Genomic DNA, 22597 nt, shown 5'->3' on the forward strand with positions numbered 1-22597 from the left:
TGCGGCCTTTGTTTTTACCCCGCCTTTCTCATGCACATCGAGGTCCTCAAGTCGAAGATTCACCGCGTTAAAGTCACCCAGGCCGAGCTGCATTACGTGGGCAGTATCACCATTGATGAAGACCTGCTTGATGCTGCCAATATGGTGGAGAACGAGAAGGTTACCATCGTCAATATCAACAACGGGGAGCGGTTCGAAACCTATACCATCCGCGGGGAGCGGGGCTCCGGCATGATTTGCCTTAATGGTCCGGCGGCGCGCCGGGTAGCCGTCGGCGACATAGTCATCATCATATCCTATGCGCTGATTGACTTTGCCGAAGCCCGCGCGCACAAACCAACCGTTATCTTTCCTGACCAGCACAACCGTCTCGGGTAAGGGCCTGCAGTTATTCCTTCCTGGTGAAAGACGGTTGATATTACCTGCTGCAAAAAATAGCCGTGCACCAAACTGATATTTCCTTTGTGAAGCAACTGCTCAATATTCTTAAATACGCCCTGCTATTGTCGGTATCAGGCCTGCTGATGTGGTATGCCGTGCGCGGCCAGGACTTGGGCCGTATTGCCGAGACAGTGCGCACGGCAGACTACATGTGGCTGATGCTGACCATGGCTGCGTCGGTGCTGGGCTATTTCAGCCGGGCCTACCGCTGGAAAATGCAGCTCGACCCCATTGCGAAAGGGGCAAAGCCGGCGTTCTGGGATGTGTACCACGCCATGATGGCAGGCAATCTGGCCAACATGGTGCTGCCCGGCCGGGTAGGAGAGGTCGTGCGCTGCTCGCTGTTGCAGCGCACCAGTAAAGTGCCGCTGCAGGTAGCACTGGGCACGGTCATTACGGAGCGGATCATCGACGTGCTGGTGCTGCTGGGCTTGCTGGGCACCGTGCTGCTGCTGGATTTCAAGACTTTCTGGGGATTTGCCGATACCTACCTGCTGCAGGGCAAGGCCGACGCGCTGGCCCGCAACAGCAATACCCTGATTGCTGCGGCCGTGGTAGCGCTGCTGGCCCTGCTGATTTCCGGCTACCTGCTGTGGCGCAACCTGGAGCGGCTACGCAAAATCTCGGTCTTCGACCGGATGCTGAATTTTGTAAAAGGGCTGCTGGCGGGCGTGTTCAGCATCGTAAAGCTGGAGAACAAAGGCTCGTTCCTGTTCCATACGTTCTTCACGTGGCTGGTCTACTTCCTGATGGACTATCTGGCATTCTTCGCCTTCCCCGAAACCTACAACCTGGGGGTGCGGGCTGCCCTGGCAGTGCTCACGTTCGGGGCGTTCGGAATGGCAGCCCCGGTGCAGGGCGGCATCGGCGTATTTCACCTGCTGGTGCAAAGCACGCTGCTGGTGTACGGTATCAGTAAGGAAGGTGGCATTGCCTATGCGCTGGTGGTGCATGGGGCCCAAACGCTGCTCGTCGTCCTGATGGGTGGTATCAGTTTCATGATCAGCATGGGAAAATCGGGGCGGCTGGGACGCAAAGCACCTCTGCTGTCTGCGATGCCAACTGAAATTACGGCCGATGTGGACGAAAGATAAAATCATGAGCCGTACCGAGCTGCTGCCGGTAATAGCTGCCTGGAAGGCTGAAGGCCAGAAAATCGTGTTTACCAACGGGTGCTTCGACCTGCTGCATCTGGGCCACGTCGATTACCTGGAAAAAGCCCGCCACCTCGGCGACAAGCTGGTGCTGGGCCTCAATACGGATGCTTCTGTCAGCCGTCTGAAGCCCGGACGCCCGCTTCAGGACGAAGTGTCACGTGCGCGGGTTCTGGCCTCCCTTTTGTTCGTGGATGCGGTAGTGCTCTTCGATGAGCAAACCCCGCTGGCCCTTATCGAGGCCATCGTGCCCGATATTCTGGTGAAAGGCGATGACTACGCCATCAGTGGAATTGTGGGGCATGAGGTAGTGTTGCAAAACGGCGGGCAGGTGTTGACCGTACCCTTGGTAGCCGGCTACAGCACCACACGCATCGTCGAGCGAATTTTGCGGAGTTCCTGAGGAAGGTTTCTGGTTGCTGATAGCAACGGCCAGAGACGCCGTCAGGACTCAGAAACCACAAACCGTAACTCTCCATGTACTACAACTCAAGCGGCATCTACTTCATCGTCATTCTGGCGATGGTCGTGAGCTGGATTATCCAATGGCGTCTGCGCAGCAAATTCAGCCAGTACGCCCAGGTAGGGCTGCAATCCAACCTGTCGGGTAAGCAAATTGCAGAACTGATGCTGGCCGACCACGGCATCAACGATGTGCGCGTCATCAGCACCGAAGGGCGCCTTACGGACCACTATAACCCTACCGACAAGACCGTGAACCTGAGCGAGGCAGTATATGCCGAGCGTAGCGCCGCTGCTGCTGCCGTGGCGGCCCATGAGTGCGGCCATGCCGTGCAGCATGCCACGGCTTACAGCGCTCTGCAGTTCCGTTCGGCTATGGTGCCGGCACTGAGCGCGGTGTCTAAGTTTATGCCTTTCGTGCTGCTGGCTGGTGTGCTCATGATTCGTTCCACGGTAATTCCGCTGGGCGTGGGCATTGTCTTGTTCTCGCTCACCACGCTGTTTTCGTTCGTGACACTGCCCGTGGAGTTCGACGCTTCCAAACGGGCACTGGCCTGGATTGACAAGCGCGGCATCGTGACGCCTCAGGAGCATGCCATGGCCAAAGACGCGCTGTGGTGGGCTGCCATGACCTATGTGGTAGCCGCTCTAAGCTCCTTAGCCACACTGCTTTATTACGTGAGTATCTTTATGGGCAGCCGCGACCGGCGCTAGCTGCTGGCGACCGTGCTGCCTGCAGTGCTGTTGAAAGCCGCCGCTCCGGAATCCGGAGCGGCGGCTTGGCTTTCCTATTGACCAGTCAGGTTGGAATTGTTCAAAAACAAAAGCCGATTTTTAGCAGTTGAAGCCACAAACGGCATAAAAATCCGGGCCTTCTGCTTCATCTCAACATTTGTGATTTAATTTTGAAGGCGCCACAATGCCTTGCTGCAACGCAAGCCGGCCCTCGTCTGATCTTTTCCCCATCCCACCCCAAGCCCCGTCCGCATGGATTTCCAGCTTACCGAAGAACAACTTGCCGTACAGGCAGCCGCCCGCGAATTTGCTCAGAATGAGCTTTGGGCCGGCGTAATTGAGCGCGACGAACACCAGAAATTCCCGGCCGAGCAAATCAAGAAGATGGGCGAACTGGGCTTCATGGGCATGATGGTGAGCCCCGAATACGGCGGCGGCGGTATGGATACCGTGAGCTACGTGCTGGCTATGGAGGAAATCAGCAAAGTGGATGCGTCGTGCTCCGTTATCATGTCGGTGAATAACTCGCTGGTATGCTGGGGGCTGGAGAAATATGGCACCGAGGAGCAGAAGCGCAAGTATCTGCCCCGCCTGACTTCCGGTGAAATCATTGGAGCTTTCGCACTGTCGGAGCCTGAAGCCGGTTCTGACGCTACCAGCCAGCGGACCACTGCCGACGACAAAGGCGACTACTACCTGCTCAACGGCACCAAAAACTGGATTACCAATGGTACTACTGCTTCGGTATACTTGGTAGTAGCCCAGACCAACCCCGAATTGAAGCACCGCGGCATTAACGTGCTGATTGTGGAGAAAGGCATGGATGGTTTCCAGACTGCTCCCAAAGAAAACAAACTCGGTATCCGTGGCTCCGACACCTGCTCACTGCTATTTACGGATGTGAAAGTGCCTAAAGAGAACCGCATCGGTGAGGACGGCTTCGGCTTCAAGTTCGCTATGCAGGTGCTAGCTGGTGGCCGCATTGGTATTGCGGCGCAGGCACTCGGCATTGCCTCCGGGGCCTATGAGCTGTCGTTGAAATACTCCAAAGAGCGTAAAGCCTTCGGGGTTCCGATTTCGCAGCACCAGGCTATCCAGTTCAAACTGGCTGATATGGCCACCAACATCGACGCTGCTCGTTTGCTGTGCCTGCAGTCGGCCCATGATAAGGATGCGCATCAGGATTATGCCAAATCCGGAGCTATGGCCAAACTGTTTGCCTCGAAAGTAGCTATGGATACTGCCGTAGAAGCCGTACAGATTCACGGGGGCTATGGTTTCGTGAAGGAATACCACGTGGAACGCATGATGCGCGACGCCAAAATCACGCAGATTTATGAGGGAACCTCTGAGATTCAGAAAATTGTAATCTCGCGGGAAATTCTGAAATAAACGGCGAATAGCCTAAAAGTCAGAACTATTGCACAAAACCCAGCCACTATTCGGCTGGGTTTTTCGTTTTTGTGAATTTTTATATCTTAATTTGCATTACATAAGTCCGGCCACCCCGTTCACCGGACTTACCAAAGGACGCAAACCACCCCTGGAAGATGGAAGATTACAATAAAGTGATAGAGTCGCTTGGTGTGCGCTACATCAAAGCAAAAAATTTAGTACTGCAACAGCCATTCACAGTACGCAACTCTTATGATGTTGGCAACAACCTCATTTTGCTGCACAAGGGCCGTATTACGTTTGGCGAAGAGGAGCAGGTAGTGGAGGAAGGCGAGATGCTGTTCATCCCGGGTGGCCGTGCTACCAAGGTGAACTATGGCGAGTCGTCAGGCAAGGTCATCACCAACGATGACCTGATCAGCAACAAAGACAAGTTCTTCCATTCCAATTCCGACCTCGACCTCATCGGAGATGCTGAGGAAAGCCATTCCTTCGTAAGCTTCGAGGCCAAGGTATTTGATTCCGTAAACTTCTTCGCCTCGCTTGATGTGCCGGCTTTCCTGATTTCGAACAATTCGAAACTGGCAAACCTGGTTATCAAGGTGGTGGAAGAGAGCCTGCAGGAACTGCCAGGCCGCGAGCGGCTGATTACGATTTACACTGAGAATCTGGTGGTCGAAATTGTGCGCTACATCCTGAAAAACAAGATGTTTGTAGAGCAGTTGGCTACCAACAGCACCTACTTTAAAGATCCGCGCCTTATTGATCTGTTCAACTACATCAAGGAGAACATCGGCGGCGACCTGTCCAACAAGGTGCTCAGCAACGTGGCCAACGTGAGTGAGGATTATGTGGGCCAGTACTTCAAGATGCTGACCGGAATCAATCCGCAGGACTACATCGAGTACCAGCGTATGGAGCGTGCTGTATTCCTGCTGCGCACCACTAAAAAGAGCATCCGAGACATTGGTAAGGAAGTGGGCTACAAAGACACGGCTTACTTCTGCCGCCGCTTCAAGATGATGTTCGGTATTCCGGCCGGTAAGATGCGCCGCCGCGAGTCGGCAATGAATATCTAGCACCGCATCGGTATTACCTGCCGATCAGCCAACAACAGCAACGCCCCGCACTACTAGGTAGTGCGGGGCGTTGCTGTTGTTGGCCAAAATGCTTGCGGCAAAGATCAGGAGGACTTATGCGCTACAGCATCAGACACGGTATTGAAAGCTTGTACCACACGGGAAACATCTCCTAAGAACTCGGGCGTTTTCTCAATCTGGTTGCCTACTACAATAACGTCGGCACCGGCTTCCAGAGCCGCCTGAGCCTTATCTGCCGTGTTGATGCCTCCTCCAACAACGAGCGGTACCTCAATAGCTTGGCGTACGGCCCGAATCATGGTCGTTGATACCGGATACATGGCGCCGCTGCCCCCATCTAAGTAGATAAGGCGTAGACCAAGCTGCTCGCCTGCCATAGCAGTACAGGCCGCAATAGAAGGCTTGTCGTAGGGAAGAGGAGTGGTGCCACTTACGTAGCTGGCTGTCGTCTGGCGGCCCGTGTCAACCAGCATATAGCCGGTTGGCAGGATCTGAAGATTGCTCTGGCGTAGCAAGGGCGCCGCAATTACGTGCTGCCCAATCAGGAATTCAGGGTTGCGACCCGAAATCAGGGAGAGCAACAGGATACCATCAGCCTGGGGGTCGAGGTGCAAGCTGTGGCTGGGAAACAGCAGCACAGGCACTGCTGAATGCTCCTTTAGTAAACGAATGAGGGCAGCCTGGTGAGTCGTCATCACCAAGCTGCCGCCCACAAAAAAGTAATCTATTGGATGAGTCTCGCTCAGCTCCAGCAAACGCCGGCAACCTGCTTCGTCCAGATTATCGGGGTCGAGCAGAACCGCTAAGGCTTTGCGGCCATGCGTTCGGCGTTTGCTAAGGCCATCATAGAGGCTGGTGAGGCGCATTCGCGTCGTCGTGGTGATAGGTAAAGTCGATGTCCCGGGTTTCCGGCTCCGTTGGAGAAGTCGCAAGGTCGGGATTTTTGATCATCGGCAAATACTCACTCATCTTTTTGGCAACTACTGCCATCAATACCGCCGTAGCCTGCGCTACCAACATCTTGCCCGTATCAGACTGCAGAAACGAGCGGAATGCTGAGGCCATGATGGAAGAAGCCTCGTCTGAATGGGACACGGTCACGGGCCGCGACATGGGCACAGTGCCTGAATTCACTGGTTCGAATGGGTCGTCGGAGCTTAGGGCGCTGGCATGGTAGACGTCGGGGGCAATGTGCACCCGTTCGTGCGAAGCGTGCTGTTGGCCCCGGTCAGCATGATGCTGGCCCACGCCAAACCCCAAGTCGTCGCTCGAGGCTACGTCGGTAGCGGTGGTATGTGCCTTGCGTAGTGTCCGGCGAGGACGAGAACCTCCTGCTAGCTCACGCTTGGGCTTTTTTGATGAGCCAAACGCCTTCGATAGAAGCCAGATGCCGCCCAGTACACCAGCACCGATGGCTACGTACTTGCTTACCTGTTGCGTTTTCTCTTTTATTTCCTCCACATCGCCTAGCAACGCGCGCTCATATTCCAGTTTCTGGCGTTCCAGAAACTCCTTTTCGCCTTCAAACAGCGGGTTAGTCAGTTCGGCCATGTTAGATTAGGCTTGACGTTTGTCGGATTTATAAATGGTATTGTCCAGCGTCTTATCAGCAAGCCCCTGAAAAGCTTTCTTATCAACACCGACCAGAAAAATAATCAACAGCACCAGATAGAACCCCGCCAGAATGCCGAAGCCCCAATAAGTACTATCTAGCTTTTCGTTGAGCAGCAAGCCAATAAAAATGTTCAGGAAGAGGAAGAAGAATAGCCCGATGGCAGCCAGCGCCACACCGTGCAGAGTGCCAACGAAAGCGCTTTTCACCTTTTCCTGCACTTCTAGGCGGACCAGGTCGATGCGGGTATCAAGGTAACCTTTCAGGTTACCGATGATATTATCGGTTCGGGGCGTCTTGCTTGCGTCGTCTTCGTCAGTGAAAATACCCATAGGTGGGAGAGGATTTGCGGAAAACAATGTTACCAAAGTGTCATCCGGAAAGCAGGTGCGAAACCGAATTTTCGGATAGCCAGTTCATACGGAAAATGCGGGACTGTGTCTGGAATCTACCGTATTTTTACCCGCAACCTGCTGCATTTTGATTCAAACCCATTACCAGATACTAGGCGTAGCCGCCACTGCCACACCGCACGACATCAAGCGGGCGTATAAGCAGCTGGCTATAGAATTGCATCCGGATAAGCATGGCGGCAGCCGTTTGTATGAGGAGCGGTTCAAGGCAGTAGCGGCCGCATACCGGGTGCTGAACGACCCGGCACGACGAGCCTCCTACGACCATCAACTACGGGTGGCGGCGTTGCGGGCAGCGGAGGCTGTACGCCAGCAGCAGTACCAAACTTCTACACAGCATTTGTATGGGGTGCCTATGCCCCCGCCTGCACCTTTGCGCACACGGCCTCCGGCAGGTTCTGCTGAGCGGCATTACCGCCCTATTGCACGGCAGCGCAAATTTACCCGCCGCGACTATCTGCTAACATTCGGGTTGCTGGCTGGGCTGCTGCTATTTGTGCTGACGGTGAAGCTCACCATGGACCACGTTACGGCAGTGAGTAACTATGAAGACGGCTTGCAAGCATATGGGAAACAAAAGTGGGAAACGGCGCATGCGTATTTCACGGAAGCGCTTCGCTTTAAGCCCAACTATAAAGAAGCATTGCGTCGCCGTGCAACAATAGAGCAACTAGTTAACCGCAACTATAAAGCGGCGCAGGAAGATTATTTGGCTGCCCTCGCTGGTACCGAACAGGCTACCGAGCGGGCACGGCTGCTGTTCCGGTTGGGCCAGTGCCAGGCGGGACTCGGTGAGGCGGATGCTGCCGAACAGAGCCTCACCTACGCGCTAGCCCTCGACTCAACACAAAGTGGCGCGTGGCTGGCTCGTGGCGAAGTGCGGCTGTTTGAGCAGCAAAGATTCTCGCAGGCTATCCACGACCTTTCCGTGGGCCTGCGGCAACGAGCCGAATTGGGCAAGCCGCTGCCGATAAAGTACCTGACATACCGTGGGCTGGCCTATTACAAGCTGCAGGACTTAGCGCAGGCACGTCTCGATTATCGGCATGTGTTGGAAGCCAACCCCCAGAATGGCCAAGTCCATTTCCTGTTGGGGCGGGTAGCACAGCAGGAGGGAAATGCGCCAGCTGCTTGTGAGTTTTTTCGCCGCGCTGTGCGTCTGGGTTACGTATACGCCGACGAAGCCCGGCGGCAAAATTGTCCTTAGTACCGACTACCCATAACAAAAAAGGTGACCCCATTAGAGGCCACCTTTTTTGATCTGATTACGCTATGTGTAATGCACTAAGGCATCAGCACCTTGTCAATTACGTGAATCACACCGTTGCTCTGGATGACATCGTAGGTAGAGATAGTAGAAACACCACCTTTCTCGTCTACCAGCACCACGTTCTTGGGGCCGTTCATCATAGCTTTTAGCGTGCCGCCACTCACTGTTTTGAGTGTGGCCGTGCCCTTGCCCGCCTTGATGGCGGCCATAATCTTGTCGGCCGTCATGTTGCCGGCTACCACGTGGTAGGTCAGGATTTTGGTGAGAGTGGCTTTGTTTTCCGGCTTCACCAGTGTCTCTACGGTGCCAGCCGGCAGGGCGGTAAAAGCCGCGTCAGTAGGAGCGAAAACTGTGAAAGGGCCTTTGCCCTGTAGCGTTTCAACAAGGCCGGCTGCTTTCACCGCAGCCACCAAAGTCTTGTGGTCGGCAGAGTTTACGGCATTCGCTACAATGTTCTTATTCGGGTACATCGCCTGGCCGCCTACCTGTACCGTGCCAGGTGTCATTTGGGCCTGAGCCAAAGCGGACGTGACAGATGCAGCACCCAACAGGGCCGCCAGAGCGAGGGAAAGCAGGTTTTTTTTCATGGCACAAATGCAAGAGCAGTGGAGTAGATGATTTGACAGCACTTACGCCGCCGCTTGCGCAATTGGATTTATCGTACCACGAAATAATTTTCAGTTGGCCTTTTCTGCCGCTTTCGCGCCTGCATGCCGCTGGTGGGTAAGTACTCACGTCAAAGCAGAAAGTCAGCAATAGCCCGGGCAGTGGCAGCGGTACTGTGGGAGCAAATGCGCCAAACGCAAACCGGCCGAACCAGTTAGACTGGTTCGGCCGGGGTGGGATTTTCGAAACCTTGAGGTTATCGAAGAACAGGGGGCCAGATGGGGTGGGAGCTCATCTGGTAAACGGGGCGTGGGAATTGGCCATCAGATAACCGGGGGGATTAGCTGCCTGATGACGGGACAATATTAAGCAAACATTCCAAAATACTAGTGAGTGTTAGCTTTTTTTAGGTTAGTGCGCACTCAATTCACTGAAATACAGATTGTATTATTGAATGGCATTTCGCCGTACAGCAGGCGCGTCAGCCCAAATACGGGGGGCGTTAAGAAAATAACCCCATAAACTAACAAACGTTTGTTTATGAGGTTAGATGTCTTTACCTTCAACCTGCTATTCATCCTGAACCCAGTCTCATGCTATACAATCCTGCTATTGAGCGTCTGCCGTTGCCACAACTCCGCGCTTTACAGAGTGCCCGCCTGAAAGAGCAGGTCGCATACGTATACCAGCGTGTACCGTTCTATCAGCAGAAGTTCGATGCGTTGGGAGTCAACCCGACTACGTTCAAAGGGTTGGAGGAGCTGCCGAAGCTTGGCTTTACCAAGAAATCTGACTTCCGGGATAATTATCCTTTTGGGCTGTTTGCTGTGCCTCAGCCGGAGGTGGCGCGTCTGCACTGCTCAAGCGGTACTACCGGTAAAGCCACCGTAGTTGGCTATACCGCCGCCGACCTAGAAGTTTTCTCGGAAGTTGTAGCCCGCTCTTTGGCCGCGGCCGGTTGTCGGCCGGGCATGAAGATGCAGAATGCCTACGGCTACGGCCTGTTTACGGGTGGTATGGGAATTCATTACGGAGCTGAAAAGCTTGGCATGACAGTGATTCCCATATCGGGGGGCAGCACCGACCGGCAGCTACAGTTGCTACAGGATTTTCAGCCGGAAGTTATTTGCGCCACGCCTTCCTATGCACAGGTACTAGCCGAGGAGCTGAAGCGCCGTGGTATTCCGTTGGATGCCATTAATCTGCAGCTTGCGGTGCTGGGGGCCGAGCCATGGAGCGAGGCAATCCGGGGGCAGGTACAGCAAGGCTTGAACGTTCGGGCGTCTAACATCTACGGCCTGAGCGAAATCATGGGACCAGGCGTGTCGCAGGAGGATGTGGACGAGCAAGGCACGGGCAGCTACATCTGGGAAGACCACTTCTACCCCGAAATTGTGCATCAGGAAACCGGCGAGCCGGTAGCGGAGGGCGAGATGGGCGTGCTGGTACTCACGACGCTCACCAAAAAGGCCATGCCCATTCTGCGCTACTGGACCGGCGACATCACCAACATTTACTACGAGCACTCCCATAAGCGTACCCACGTCAAAATGGGGCCCATCCGTGGCCGCGCCGACGATATGCTCATTATCCGGGGCGTCAATTTCTTTCACACGCAGGTCGAAGACATCATCAACAGCCTTGAAAACGTGAGCCCCTATTATCAGGTGGTGGCTTCGCGCCGCGGCAGCATGGATGAGGTGGAAGTGAATGTGGAAATCGGCGAAGTGCTGATGCGGGAACTGGGCTTGGAAAGCCTTTCCGACGATGTAGTGCAGCAGCATGAGTGTCTGAAGACGCTCAAGGGCGCATTCGCCAAGAAAATCAAGGACAACATCGGGCTCAGCATGAAAGTGACGCTGCTGGGCTTCGGGCAGTTGCCGCGCAGTGAAGGTGGCAAACTCAGCCGCGTCAAAGATTTGCGCAATCTTTAGAAGGCCGTTAGCCACCTGCTCCTGACCTTCTACCTCCCACCTATGATTCCGACGCGTAAAGTCAACAAACGTCAGCTTATTCTGGACGAAGCCGCCAAGTTGTTCAAGCAAAAAGGCTTCGGCGGCACCTCCATGCGTGATTTGGCCAGCGAAGTAGGCATTGAGGCTGCCAGCATGTACAACCACATCAAGTCTAAGGATGAAATTCTGGAGCTGATCTGCTTCCGCATATCAGGCATTTACATTTCTCAACTCGCCGAAATTGAAGCAACTCAGGCCGCGTACGGCGAAAAGATCAAGGCGCTGATCCGGCTGCATATCCGCCTCATGATTGAGGACGGCGCGGCCGTATCAGTAGCTAACCACGACTGGAAATACCTGCGCGAACCGGCCTTGACGGAGTTTAAGCAGGCCCGCAAACAGTACGAGAAAGGCTTCGCAGCTCTCATTGAGCAGGGCATTGCCGCCGGCGAATTTCAGCCTGTGAATGTGTCGGTAGCGTTGTTCACGATTCTTTCGGCAGTGCGCTGGGTGGAGCTGTGGTACCGCCCCGGCCGCGAGCTTTCCGCCGAAGAGCTGGAAGCCAATATTATCACCATGCTCCTCACCGGGCTGGAAAAGAAGTAACCGATGAGCCGTTTTCATAAAGTCAAAATCAAGAGCATCGTTCGGGAAACCCCGGACTGCGTGAGCGTATCCCTGGATGTGCCCGCCGACCTACGCGAGACGTTCAAATTCACGCAGGGCCAGTACCTCACGTTCCGCCGCGACCATGACGGCGAGGAGCTACGCCGCTCGTATTCTATCTGCAGCAGCCCGCTCGATAATGAGTGGCGCGTGGCCATCAAGAAAGTGCCGGAAGGTCGGTTTTCCTCGCTGGCAGTGGAAACGCTGCGGGTAGGGGAGGAGCTGGAGGTGATGCCGCCGATGGGCCACTTCTACACCCAGCTGCACCCCGAGCAGCAGAAGCTGTACGTAATGTTTGCGGCCGGCTCAGGCATTACGCCAGTCATGTCCATCATCAAAACGGTGCTGCTGACCGAGCTCCACAGCCAGGTGTACCTGATTTACGGCAACCGGGGCCGCAACTCTATCATCTTTAAGGAGGAAATTGAGGCCCTGAAAAACAAGTTTGTGGACCGCCTCAGCGTGTACCACATCCTCAGCCGCGAACAGGGCGACACTGACCTGCTGTTCGGCCGCATCAACGCCGAGAAGGCTCGTCTGTTCCTGCAGAAAATAGTGCCCGCCAGCGAGATTGACGAGGCGTTTATCTGCGGCCCGGAGGAGATGATCAACGACGTGAAGGACGTGCTGGCTGAGGCCGGCGTGGCGCCCGAGAAGATCCACTTCGAGATGTTTGCCTCTGCGGGCAGTGCTCAGCGCGCCGCCGCCCGCCAGGCCCAGCGCCCCGCTGGCGAAGACGACAAGCACAGCCAGGTAACGGTGCAGCTGGAAGGCACCAAGCGCATTTTGGAAATGTCGTACTACGGCGACACGATTCTGGATGCCCTGCTGGAAACCGGTGCTGATGCGCCCTACTCCTGCAAAAACGGCATGTGCAGCACCTGCCGCTGCCGCGTGACGGAAGGCACCGTAGAAATGGACGTGAATTACTCTCTCTCCGACACCGAAGTAGCCAAAGGCTACGTCCTCTCCTGCCAAGCCCGCCCTACTTCGGAGAAAGTGGTGGTGGACTTTGACCAGTAGAAGGGGCCGCTCAAGTAGAGCAGAAGATTTTTCCTTACATTTAACTAACGATTGTTAGTTAACCTTTGTTGAACCGGTATGGAAACGCTAGAACTCACCCAGGAAGAACAGTTTCAGGCCCGCATTGATGCCGATGTGCGCATTGAGCCCAAGGATTGGATGCCCGACGCCTACCGTAAGACGTTGATTCGACAGATTTCGCAGCATGCTCATTCTGAGTTGGTTGGGATGCTGCCCGAAGGCAACTGGATTACGCGGGCTCCTTCGCTCAAGCGCAAATCCATTTTGCTGGCCAAGGTGCAGGATGAAGCCGGCCACGGTCTCTACCTCTACTCGGCAGCCGAAACCCTGGGTGCTTCCCGTGACCAAATGCTGGCCGACCTGCACTCGGGTAAGGCCAAGTATTCGAGCATTTTCAACTACCCCACCCTGAGCTGGGCCGACATGGGCTGCGTGGGCTGGCTGGTAGATGGCGCCGCCATCCTGAACCAGGTGCCGCTGTGCCGCACTTCCTACGGCCCCTATGCCCGCGCTATGGTGCGCGTGTGCAAAGAAGAAAGCTTCCACCAGCGTCAGGGCTTCGAAATCATGCAGACCCTATGCGAAGGCTCGCCGGAGCAGAAGGCCATGGCCCAGGAAGGCCTCAACCGCTGGTGGTGGCCCACACTGATGATGTTCGGCCCGGCGGATGCTGACTCACCAAATACGGCCCAGTCGATGAACTGGCGCATCAAGCGCTTCACCAATGACGAGTTGCGCCAGAAATTCGTGGACATGATGGTGCCTCAGGCCGAATTCCTGGGCCTCACGGTGCCAGACCCCAACCTGAAGTGGAACGAAGCCAAGCAGGGTTACGACTTCGGTGACGTGGACTGGGAGGAATTCTGGAACGTGGTGAAAGGCAACGGCATGTGCAATAAGGAGCGTCTGCAGGCCCGCGTGCAGGCTCATGAGGAAGGCGCCTGGGTGCGCGAAGCCGCCCTGGCCCACGCCGAAAAGCGCAAGCAGCGCGAAGCCGTAGCGGCGTAATCCTAGCCTGAATCCAGATTGTTCGGTGGCGTGCAATATGCCGCCGTTTTCCCAGCTCCTTCCCGAGCTAAATTCCCCAAATCATGACCCAGAAAGAATGGCCGCTGTGGGAAGTTTTCATCCGCAGCAAGCAGGGCCTCGACCATAAGCACGTGGGCAGTCTCCACGCCGCCGACGCCGAAATGGCTATCCAGAACGCCCGCGACGTGTACACGCGCCGCCTTGAAGGCGTGAGCATCTGGGTAGTGGAGTCGACGAACGTGCACGCCTCCAACCCCGACGACGCGGCCGCTTTCTACGAGCCGGCCAACGACAAAATCTACCGCCATCCGACCTTTTACCAAGTGCCGGATTCCATCAAGCACATGTAATGATGACGGATTCCACGATGCCCGCCCAGGCCACCGCCGCGGCTCCTTCTGAAGCGCAGGCGCAGCTGTTTCCTTTCGTACTGCAACTCGCTGATACCAGCCTGATTCTGGCGCACCGTCTGTCGGAGTGGTGCGGCCACGGCCCCATTCTGGAGCAGGACCTGGCTATGGCCAACATTGCGCTGGACTTTCTGGGAGAGGCCCGCAGCTACTACCAGTATGCTGCCGAGCTGGAAGGCAAAGGCCGCAGCGAGGATGATCTGGCCTACCTGCGCAGCGCCGTGGAATACCGCAACCCGCTGCTGGTGGAGCAGCCTAACGGTGATTTCGCAGGCACCATCGTGCGGCAGTTTATCTACGACTGTTTCCATTATCACCTGCTGTTGCAGCTCAAATCGGGCCCCGATGCGCAGCTGGCGGCTATTGCCGAGAAATCGGTGAAAGAGGCCGCGTACCACATCAAGTGGAGCGCCGAGTGGGTGATTCGGCTGGGTGACGGCACAGAGGAAAGCCGCCGCCGCGTAGAAAAAGCCATTGAAAACCTGTGGCGCTATACCGGCGAGCTGACCACTCCTTCGGCCACCGAGCAGGCCCTGCAGGCCGCCGGCTTTGTGCCTGACTACGCGGCCATTCGGGAGCAGATGGACGCCCACATAGCCCGCGTGTTTGAGGAAGCTACGTTGGCGGTGCCCGTGGGCGTGTTTATGCAGAAAGGTGGCAAAGACGGCCGCCATACGGAGCACCTGGGCTACCTGCTGGCCGAGCTGCAATACATGCAACGCACTTACCCCGGTTTGCAATGGTAGAGCAACTGGCACCCCCGAATGAGGAGCACATCTGGCAGTTGCTGGAAGGCGTTTCCGACCCGGAAGTGCCTGTGCTCAGCATCCTGGACCTGGGTATCGTGCGCGCAGTGCGGGTGGAGGGCGAGGACGTCCACGTCACTATCACGCCCACGTATTCCGGCTGCCCGGCCATGAACGTTATTGCCACCGAAATCCGGCTGCTGCTGCTGGCGGAGGGCATTACCAAGCTGCACATCCACAACCAACTCAGCCCCGCCTGGACCACGGACTGGATGAGCCAGGCGGGCCGCCGGAAACTGGAAGAATACGGCATTGCTCCGCCCGTTGATGGAACGGCAACCGGCCACATGCTCAACCTGTTCGGCAAGGATACGGCCGTGCGCTGCCCGCTCTGCAAGTCCGATAATACGCACATGGTCAGTCAGTTTGGTTCCACGGCCTGCAAAGCCCATTACCAGTGCGACGACTGCCTGGAACCCTTCGACTACTTCAAGTGCCACGCGTAGGCGGGCGCACTCTCATAAGCCCGGAGTGTTAGGCAAAGCCGGAGCAGCTTTGCCGCTTCATTCAGCCTGACAGCCGGTTCTGTTCTTTCCCACCCCAACCAATCATGTCCGAAACTCCTTCTCTGCTTTTCTCCCTTGATGGCGGTGTCGCCACCATCTGCTTCAACCGGCCCCAGGTTTTCAACAGCGTTAATAAGGAAGTGGCGCTGGCGCTGCAGCAGTATTTGCAGGAGTGCCAGCAGAACCCGGAAGTACGCGCTGTATTGCTTACGGGTACCGGCAAGGCATTCTGCGCGGGTCAGGATCTGGCGGAAATTACGGGCCCGGATAGCCCGGAAGTAGCGGAGATTGTGGAGAAGCACTATAACCCGATTGTGGAGCTGATTCGGGCGCTGGACAAGCCGGTGGTGGCCGCCGTGAATGGCGTGGCCGCCGGCGCGGGCGCCAACCTGGCCCTGGCCTGCGACATCGTAGTAGCTAAGGAGTCAGCTTCTTTCATCCAGGCTTTCAGCAAGATCGGGCTGATTCCGGACAGCGGCGGGACGTACTTTCTGCCCCGCTTGATTGGCATGCAGCGCGCCTCGGCCCTGATGCTGACCGGCGACAAGGTTTCGGCCGCCGAAGCCGTGCAGATGGGCATGATTTACAAGGCATTTGCCGACGACGTGTTTGAGCAGGAAGCGCAGGCGCTGGTGCGCAAGCTGGCCGCCATGCCTACCAAAGGCCTGGCCTACACCAAGCAGCTCCTGAACGTGACGTTCAGTAAAGACCTGACCCAGCAGCTCCGCTACGAAGCCGACTTTCAGCTGCGGGCCGGCGCCACTTCCGACTACAAGGAAGGCGTATCGGCGTTCCTTGAAAAACGCCAACCTAGCTTCACCGGGCAATGAGCAAGTTCACCGTCGGAATCATCGGGAGTGGGGCCATGGGCGCGGGCATTGCGCAGGTAGTGGCCCAGGCTGGCCACCCCGTGTGCTTGCTCGATAAGAATGCCGCCGCTCTGCAGCGGGCCACTTCTGGTATCGAAGCCAGCCTGCGCAAGCTGGCCGAAAAAGGCAAAATCACATCATCCGACGCGGAAGCCGCCATTGGCCGCATCCGCGCTTGCTCCGACATGGACCTTTTCGCGGAGTGCGGCCTGGTGATTGAAGCTATAGTGGAGGATCTGGCGGTGAAGCAGGCCGTTTTTCAGGATGTAGAAGCGGTGGTGTCCGATGACTGCGTGCTGGCCAGCAACACGTCCTCGCTGTCCATTGCCTCCATTGCGGCGGCCTGCCAGAAACCGGAGCGGTTTATCGGCATTCACTTCTTCAATCCGGCCCCGGTTATGCAGCTGGTGGAAGTAATTCCGGCCGTGCAGACCCGCGCTTGTCTCGCCGAGGAAATCCGGACGCTGGTGCAGAGCTGGGGCAAGCTGCCGGTGCTCGCCAAAGACACGCCGGGCTTCATTGTAAACCGTGTGGCGCGGCCGTTCTACGGCGAAGCCATCCGGATTCTGGAAGAAGGAATTGCCGATATGGCAACCATTGACTGGGCCATGACTGAGCTGGGTGGCTTCCGGATGGGGCCGTTTACGCTGATGGATTTCATCGGTCACGACGTGAATTACCGCGTCACGGAGTCGGTGTTCACCAGCTTTTTCTTCGACCCACGCTACAAGCCCAGCTTCACCCAGAAGCGCCTGTTTGAGGCCGGCTACTACGGCCGGAAGGCGGGCCGCGGCTTCTATGACTACCGCGAAGGTGCCGTACCGCCCAAACCCACCCGCGACGAAGCGCTGGGCCGCCAGGTGCTGCACCGTATCCTGGCCATGCTTATCAACGAAGCCGTGGACGCGCTGGCCCTGAACGTAGCGTCCAAGCAGGACCTGGAGCTGGCCATGACTAAAGGCGTCAACTATCCCAAAGGCCTGCTGGCCTGGGCCGATGAGCTGGGCTTGCAAAACGTCCTCACTACTCTCGACGACCTCTACCACGAGTACCACGAGGACCGCTACCGCGCCAGCCCGCTGCTGCGCCGCATGGTGGCGGCCGGGCATACCTTTTTTCAGCATGGAGCACCCGTCGAAAATCGCCAGCACTAGCAGCACCGCCGAGGCCGTAAAGGACCGGATGCTGCAGCAGGATGCGTTCAGCAAGCTGCTCGGGCTGGAAGTGCAGGAAGTGGGAGCGGGCTATTGCCGCCTGCGCTTCACGGTGCGCCCCAATATGCTCAACGGCTTTTCGGCGCTGCACGGCGGCGTGACTTTCGCGGCCGCCGACTCGGCGTTTGCTTTTGCCTGCAACAGCCACGGCCGCCAGAGCGTGGGCCTCACCGTCACCATCGACTACCTCGAAGCCGGTAGGCTCGGCGACGTAATTACCGTGGAAGCCCGCGAAGAAAGCCTCAAGCACAAAGTCGGCGTGTACCAGGTGCGTGCCACCAATCAGCACGGGGTGGTGCTGGCCCTTTTCAAAGGCACTGCTTACCGCACCAGCAACGAAATACTCATGTAGCTGTTAGCCGTTCAGCTGACAGCTATCAGCCAACAGCTAATAGCTAAAAAAATGAGCCAAGCTTACATCATCGACGGCATTCGGACGCCCATCGGCAACTTCGGCGGGACACTTTCTGCTGTTCGGCCCGATGACCTCGCCGCCCTGACCATCCGGGAGTTGCTGCGCCGCAACCCCTCAGCCGACCCGGCCGCCATTGCCGACGTTATTCTGGGCTGCGCCAACCAGGCCGGCGAAGACAACCGCAACGTGGCCCGTATGGCGCTGCTGCTGGCCGGCCTGCCCACCACCGTGCCCGGCGAAACCGTGAACCGCCTCTGCGCTTCGGGCCTGTCGGCCAGCATCGGGGCGGCCCGCGCCATTCAGAGCGGCGACGGTGACCTGTTCGTTTCGGGCGGCGTGGAGAACATGACCCGGGCTCCGCTGGTGATGTCGAAGCCCTCCAAAGGCTTTGGCACCGACTCGCAGATGGCTGACTCCAGTTTCGGTTGGCGCTTCATCAACCCGCGCATGCAGGAACTGTACGGCACCGATGCCATGGGCGAAACCGCCGAAAATCTGGTGGACCAGTACGGCATCAGCCGCGACGACCAGGACCAGTTTGCCCTGCACTCCCAACAAAAAGCCGCCGAAGCGCAAGGTAGTGGCCGGCTCGGTGAGGAAATTGTGGCTGTGGGCATTTCGCAGCGCAAAGGCGAGCCACTGCAATTCGCGCAGGACGAGTTCCTGAAGCCTGCTACCACGCTGGAAGGCCTGGCCAAATTGCGCCCCGCCTTCCGCAAAACTGGTACCGTAACGGCCGGCAACGCCTCGGGCCTGAACGATGGCGCGGCTGCCTTGTTGCTGGCCTCAGAAGATGGCATCAAACAACATAACCTCACGCCCAAGGCCCGCATCGTGAGCATGGGGGTGGCCGGCGTGGAGCCGCGCATCATGGGCATCGGGCCGGTGCCCGCTTCCCATCAGGCCCTGAAAAAGGCCGGCCTGACGCTCAACGACATCGACATAATTGAGTTGAACGAGGCGTTTGCTGCCCAAAGCATAGCCTGCGTCCGGGCCCTGGGCCTCCAGGACAACGACCCGCGCATCAACCCCAACGGTGGCGCCATTGCGTTGGGGCACCCGCTGGGTATGAGCGGGGCGCGCATCCTCAACGCCGCCGTTCGGGAGCTGCACCGCCAGCAAAAGCGCTACGCCCTCGTGACGATGTGCATTGGCGTGGGCCAGGGCTACGCCGCTGTTATTGAGCGGGTATAGCCCGGAATTGTAAGCACCCAGTACGGAATCAGACCCAGTACGGAATCAGGTTGCTTGATAAAAGCGTCTGTTTCCCGATTCTTCCATCATTGCATCCTCCCTATATCATGCCTGAACTTCTCGGAAACTACGCCCTGGGCCGCTGGATGGCCGGTACCGGCGACCAGCAGGAACTCTACGACGCCAGCACCGGCGAAGTGGTGGCCATTGCCAACGGCGAAGGCCTGGACTTTGCCGCCATGCTCGACTACGGCCGCCAGGTCGGCAATAAGGCGCTACGCCGCATGACCTTCCACGAGCGGGGCCGCATGATCAAGGCCCTAGCCCTGCACCTCGACAGCAAAAAGGAAGATTTCTACACGCTCAGCTACCGTAGCGGCGCCACCCGCGCCGACTCTTGGATTGACATTGAGGGCGGTATCGGCAACCTGTTTGCCAATGCCTCGCTGCGCCGCAAGTTCCCCGACAAGCCCTTCTACGTAGAGTCGGACCCCATTGCGCTGTCGAAGGCCGGCAACTTCATGGGCCACCACATTATGGTGCCGAAGGAAGGCGTGGCCGTGCACATCAATGCCTACAACTTCCCCATCTGGGGCATGCTGGAGAAAATTGCGGTGAACCTGCTGGCCGGTATGCCGGCCATCATCAAGCCGGCGCTGCCCTCCGCTTACCTCACCGAGGCCGTAGTGCGAGAAATTATTGCCTCCAAAATCTTGCCAGAAGGCGCCCTGCAGCTGGTCGTGGGCTCGGGCCAGGGCATCCTCGACCATGTGACTTACCAGGACGTGGTGACCTTCACGGGCTCGGCTGAAACCGGCCGCAAGCTCAAGGGCCACCCGCGCATCCTCTCCGAAGCCGTGCCTTTTACCATGGAAGCTGATTCGCTGAATGCGGCCGTGCTCGGGCCCGATGCGGTGCCCGGAACAATGGAATTTGACCTGTTCATCAAGGAGATACGGAAGGAAATGACGGCCAAGGCTGGGCAGAAATGCACCGCCATCCGCCGCGCCATCGTGCCCGAAAACCTGCTGGAAGACGTGCAGATTGCCCTTGGCAAAGCCCTGGCGCAAACCACCGTGGGCCATCCGCAGGCTGAAGGCGTGCGCATGGGTGCCCTGGCTGGCCTTGAGCAGGTGAAGCGCGTGCGTGAGCAGGTGCAGCGCCTGGCCAAAAACACACCCATCGTGTACGGCGACCTGGACAACGTGCAGGTTATCGGCGGCGACTGCAAAACTGGGGCCTTCATGTCGCCGATTGTGCTGCTGAACTCCGAGCCTTTCAAGTTCACCGACAGCCACGAAATCGAAGCTTTCGGGCCGGTGGCGACGCTCATGCCCTACAAGAACGTGGACGAAGCCATTCAACTGGCTAACCTCGGCAAAGGCTCACTGGTATGCTCCGTAGCCACCAACGACCCCGCTACGGCGCAGGAATTCGTGCTGGGCGCGGCCACACACCACGGCCGCATTCTGGTGCTCAACGGCGAAGTAGCCAAGGAAAGCACCGGGCACGGCTCACCGCTGCCGTTGCTCATCCACGGCGGGCCCGGCCGGGCCGGTGGGGGCCAGGAAATGGGCGGCATGCGCGGCGTAGAGCACTTCATGCAGCGCGTTGCCATTCAGGGTTCTCCGAGCATGATTACCGCCATTACGGAAGTATATCAGCCGAAAGCCAAGCAAATTGAGAAGGACAAGCACCCCTTCCAGCACTACTTCGAGGAGCTGGAAATTGGGCAGACGTATACCACGCACCGCCACACCGTGTCGGAGGCGGATATCACCAACTTTGCGCAGGTATCCGGCGACAATTTCTACGCCCACGTGGATGCTACCTCACTGGAAGGCACGCTCTTTACAGGCCGCGTAGCCCATGGCTACTATGTGCTCAGCAAGGCCGCCGGCATGTTCGTGGATCCGCGCAAAGGTCCCGTCCTGCTCAACTACGGCCTCGATGAGTGCCGCTTCACCAAACCCGTCTACCCCGGCATGACCATCGGGGTGAAGCTGACCGTGAAGGAGAAGATAGGGCAGGAAAAGCGCGACGCCGAAGACGTAGCCAAAGGTATTGTGCGCTGGCTGGTAGACGTATCGGACGAAACCGGTGAAACCGTTGCCGTTGCCACTATCTTGACGATGGTGAAGAAAAAAAACCAAGAATAGATTTTCAGAACGTCATGCTGAGCATGTGGCGCATCAAGCCAGGGACGAAGCATGACGTTCTTTTTTCAGCGTACTTCCCACATGACAACAGGAACCGTTACTACCCAGACTACCTCGGAAGGCATTGCCACCATCAGCTTCTTCCATCCCAGCCACAACTCCCTGCCCGGCGCGCTGCTCACCCAGCTGGCCGAAACCATTACGCAGGTAGGTCAGGCCACCGATACCAAGGTAATCATCCTGAAAAGCGAAGGCGAAAAAACCTTCTGTGCCGGCGCCAGCTTCGATGAGTTGATAGCTATTGAGGACGAAGCGCAGGGTTTGGCGTTTTTCTCGGGCTTTGCCAAGGTGATTAACGCCTGCCGAACTTCGCCCAAAATCATCATCGGCCGGGTGCAGGGCAAGGCCATTGGGGGCGGCGTGGGCGTGGCTGCCGCCACCGACTATTGCTTTGCTACGGCCCAGGCCAGCGTAAAGCTCAGTGAGCTGGTAGTCGGTATCGGCCCGTTTGTAGTGGGCCCGGCCGTGGAACGTAAGATTGGCACTGCGGCCTTCGCCCAGCTTGCGCTGGACGCCGCCGAGTTCCGCAGCGCCGACTGGGCCCGGCAAAAAGGCCTGTACGCTGAGGTAGTAGAGTCGATTGAAGCGCTGGATGCCGCTGTATTAGCGTTTGCCCGCAAACTGGCCGCATACAACCCTGAGGCTCTCACCGACCTCAAGCGCGTTATCTGGCAGGGCACAGAGCATTGGGACAAACTGCTCACCGAGCGCGCCGGCATCAGCGGCCGGCTGGTGTTGTCGGACTTTACCCGTCAGGCCATACAGCAGTTTAAGAGCCGCTAGTCTGGCCCCGGGTAATAGCAAAAAGCCGCTTCTCATTGCAGTGAGAAGCGGCTTTTTCGCTTAGTAGAGTAGGGCAGATATCAGGCAGCCATAGCTTGCTTGGATTGGCAACGACAGATAGATAGAATTTGCAGTCCTAAGAGCCGCGGGCCGCGGAACTGCGCATATAAATCCGAGAATACCTCGTTAACCTCATGAGTATCCGTCAGCAGCCTATGCTCAGTCTGCCGGGTACTAACGACCTCGCCATGCTGTAGTTCTGCTGTCGTCACCTGGCAAAGCACCTGATAAGAAGCCTC

General features: G+C 57.3%; 24 protein-coding genes. 20 read left to right on the forward strand and 4 right to left on the reverse strand.

Annotated elements, in window-relative coordinates:
- Positions 1 to 30: 30 nt before the first annotated feature.
- The 6 genes from panD to IC231_RS00630 all read left to right on the forward strand — a co-directional run bounded on the left by panD (position 31) and on the right by IC231_RS00630 (position 5266).
- The gene (gene panD, locus IC231_RS00605; RefSeq protein WP_185888161.1) at positions 31 to 378 is read left to right on the forward strand and encodes an aspartate 1-decarboxylase; all 348 of its coding nucleotides are present in this window, start codon (positions 31 to 33) and stop codon (positions 376 to 378) included.
- Between the two features lie 62 nt (positions 379 to 440).
- The gene (locus tag IC231_RS00610) at positions 441 to 1535 is read left to right on the forward strand and encodes a lysylphosphatidylglycerol synthase transmembrane domain-containing protein (RefSeq protein ID WP_190782698.1); all 1095 of its coding nucleotides are present in this window, start codon (positions 441 to 443) and stop codon (positions 1533 to 1535) included.
- Positions 1519 to 1998 carry a D-glycero-beta-D-manno-heptose 1-phosphate adenylyltransferase gene (gene rfaE2 / locus IC231_RS00615; protein ID WP_190782699.1) on the forward strand — a complete coding sequence of 160 codons (480 nt, stop codon included), beginning with the start codon at positions 1519 to 1521 and terminating at the stop codon, positions 1996 to 1998. The genes IC231_RS00610 and rfaE2 overlap by 17 nt, the downstream gene beginning before the upstream one ends.
- A 74-nt stretch (positions 1999 to 2072) precedes the next feature.
- Positions 2073 to 2771, forward strand: coding sequence for a zinc metallopeptidase (locus tag IC231_RS00620; RefSeq protein ID WP_190782700.1), 699 nt, complete (start codon positions 2073 to 2075; stop codon positions 2769 to 2771).
- A gap of 273 nt (positions 2772 to 3044) precedes the next feature.
- Entirely contained in the window at positions 3045 to 4184 is a 1140-nt protein-coding gene (locus IC231_RS00625) for an acyl-CoA dehydrogenase (RefSeq protein ID WP_190782701.1), read from the forward strand.
- A gap of 158 nt (positions 4185 to 4342) precedes the next feature.
- Complete coding sequence (locus IC231_RS00630) at positions 4343 to 5266, forward strand: helix-turn-helix domain-containing protein (protein WP_185888156.1); 924 nt, start codon at positions 4343 to 4345, stop codon at positions 5264 to 5266.
- A gap of 104 nt (positions 5267 to 5370) precedes the next feature.
- Here IC231_RS00630 and IC231_RS00635 read toward each other — a convergent pair whose 3' ends face one another.
- From IC231_RS00635 to IC231_RS00645, 3 genes are read right to left on the reverse strand one after another with little or no spacing between them, the layout of a single operon-like run.
- Positions 5371 to 6153 (reverse strand): geranylgeranylglyceryl/heptaprenylglyceryl phosphate synthase, encoded by a 783-nt coding sequence (locus IC231_RS00635; RefSeq protein WP_190782702.1) that lies wholly within the window; start codon positions 6151 to 6153, stop codon positions 5371 to 5373.
- Positions 6131 to 6838: a hypothetical protein gene (locus IC231_RS00640; RefSeq protein WP_190782703.1), complete on the reverse strand. Its 708-nt coding sequence runs from the start codon at positions 6836 to 6838 to the stop codon at positions 6131 to 6133. Before IC231_RS00640 ends, IC231_RS00635 begins: the two co-directional genes overlap by 23 nt.
- A 6-nt stretch (positions 6839 to 6844) precedes the next feature.
- On the reverse strand, positions 6845 to 7231 hold the full coding sequence (locus IC231_RS00645) for a phage holin family protein (protein ID WP_185888153.1): 387 nt from the start codon (positions 7229 to 7231) through the stop codon (positions 6845 to 6847).
- A 148-nt stretch (positions 7232 to 7379) separates the two neighbouring features.
- Between IC231_RS00645 and IC231_RS00650 the strand changes: the two genes are divergently transcribed.
- Positions 7380 to 8519 (forward strand): J domain-containing protein, encoded by a 1140-nt coding sequence (locus IC231_RS00650; protein ID WP_190782704.1) that lies wholly within the window; start codon positions 7380 to 7382, stop codon positions 8517 to 8519.
- A 77-nt stretch (positions 8520 to 8596) separates the two neighbouring features.
- Here the strand turns inward: IC231_RS00650 and IC231_RS00655 are convergent, their stop codons facing one another.
- Positions 8597 to 9169, reverse strand: coding sequence for a fasciclin domain-containing protein (locus IC231_RS00655; RefSeq protein WP_190782705.1), 573 nt, complete (start codon positions 9167 to 9169; stop codon positions 8597 to 8599).
- Between the two features lie 612 nt (positions 9170 to 9781).
- Here IC231_RS00655 and IC231_RS00660 point away from each other — a divergent pair.
- From IC231_RS00660 to IC231_RS00720, 13 genes are all read left to right on the forward strand, one after another.
- Positions 9782 to 11122, forward strand: a complete 1341-nt coding sequence (locus IC231_RS00660) for a phenylacetate--CoA ligase family protein (protein ID WP_190782706.1) — start codon at positions 9782 to 9784, stop codon at positions 11120 to 11122.
- Between the two features lie 42 nt (positions 11123 to 11164).
- A complete protein-coding gene (locus tag IC231_RS00665; protein WP_190782707.1) occupies positions 11165 to 11749 on the forward strand; it encodes a TetR/AcrR family transcriptional regulator in 585 nt (194 codons plus the stop codon).
- 3 nt (positions 11750 to 11752) lie between these two features.
- Positions 11753 to 12832 (forward strand): 1,2-phenylacetyl-CoA epoxidase subunit PaaE, encoded by a 1080-nt coding sequence (paaE, locus tag IC231_RS00670; RefSeq protein ID WP_190782708.1) that lies wholly within the window; start codon positions 11753 to 11755, stop codon positions 12830 to 12832.
- Positions 12833 to 12910: 78 nt separating this feature from the next.
- Positions 12911 to 13861 carry a 1,2-phenylacetyl-CoA epoxidase subunit PaaA gene (paaA, locus tag IC231_RS00675; RefSeq protein WP_190782709.1) on the forward strand — a complete coding sequence of 317 codons (951 nt, stop codon included), beginning with the start codon at positions 12911 to 12913 and terminating at the stop codon, positions 13859 to 13861.
- Positions 13862 to 13944: 83 nt separating this feature from the next.
- A complete protein-coding gene (paaB, locus tag IC231_RS00680) occupies positions 13945 to 14232 on the forward strand; it encodes a 1,2-phenylacetyl-CoA epoxidase subunit PaaB (RefSeq protein WP_073281021.1) in 288 nt (95 codons plus the stop codon).
- The gene (gene paaC, locus IC231_RS00685; RefSeq protein ID WP_211538797.1) at positions 14232 to 15038 is read left to right on the forward strand and encodes a 1,2-phenylacetyl-CoA epoxidase subunit PaaC; all 807 of its coding nucleotides are present in this window, start codon (positions 14232 to 14234) and stop codon (positions 15036 to 15038) included. Before paaB ends, paaC begins: the two co-directional genes overlap by 1 nt.
- The gene (gene paaD, locus IC231_RS00690; protein WP_190782710.1) at positions 15032 to 15544 is read left to right on the forward strand and encodes a 1,2-phenylacetyl-CoA epoxidase subunit PaaD; all 513 of its coding nucleotides are present in this window, start codon (positions 15032 to 15034) and stop codon (positions 15542 to 15544) included. Before paaC ends, paaD begins: the two co-directional genes overlap by 7 nt.
- A 104-nt stretch (positions 15545 to 15648) precedes the next feature.
- Positions 15649 to 16434 carry an enoyl-CoA hydratase-related protein gene (locus tag IC231_RS00695; RefSeq protein ID WP_190782711.1) on the forward strand — a complete coding sequence of 262 codons (786 nt, stop codon included), beginning with the start codon at positions 15649 to 15651 and terminating at the stop codon, positions 16432 to 16434.
- Positions 16431 to 17627 (forward strand): 3-hydroxyacyl-CoA dehydrogenase NAD-binding domain-containing protein, encoded by a 1197-nt coding sequence (locus IC231_RS00700; protein WP_190782712.1) that lies wholly within the window; start codon positions 16431 to 16433, stop codon positions 17625 to 17627. The genes IC231_RS00695 and IC231_RS00700 overlap by 4 nt, the downstream gene beginning before the upstream one ends.
- The gene (paaI, locus tag IC231_RS00705; protein WP_190782713.1) at positions 17596 to 18039 is read left to right on the forward strand and encodes a hydroxyphenylacetyl-CoA thioesterase PaaI; all 444 of its coding nucleotides are present in this window, start codon (positions 17596 to 17598) and stop codon (positions 18037 to 18039) included. Before IC231_RS00700 ends, paaI begins: the two co-directional genes overlap by 32 nt.
- 51 nt (positions 18040 to 18090) lie before the next feature.
- A complete protein-coding gene (gene pcaF / locus IC231_RS00710) occupies positions 18091 to 19296 on the forward strand; it encodes a 3-oxoadipyl-CoA thiolase (RefSeq protein WP_190782714.1) in 1206 nt (401 codons plus the stop codon).
- Between the two features lie 107 nt (positions 19297 to 19403).
- Positions 19404 to 21455, forward strand: coding sequence for a phenylacetic acid degradation bifunctional protein PaaZ (gene paaZ, locus IC231_RS00715; protein WP_190782715.1), 2052 nt, complete (start codon positions 19404 to 19406; stop codon positions 21453 to 21455).
- An 81-nt stretch (positions 21456 to 21536) separates the two neighbouring features.
- Positions 21537 to 22298 (forward strand): enoyl-CoA hydratase/isomerase family protein, encoded by a 762-nt coding sequence (locus tag IC231_RS00720; protein WP_190782716.1) that lies wholly within the window; start codon positions 21537 to 21539, stop codon positions 22296 to 22298.
- The last annotated feature ends 299 nt before the right edge of the window (positions 22299 to 22597 follow it).

This window comes from Hymenobacter duratus (assembly GCF_014698995.1).
Taxonomy (GTDB): domain Bacteria; phylum Bacteroidota; class Bacteroidia; order Cytophagales; family Hymenobacteraceae; genus Hymenobacter; species Hymenobacter duratus.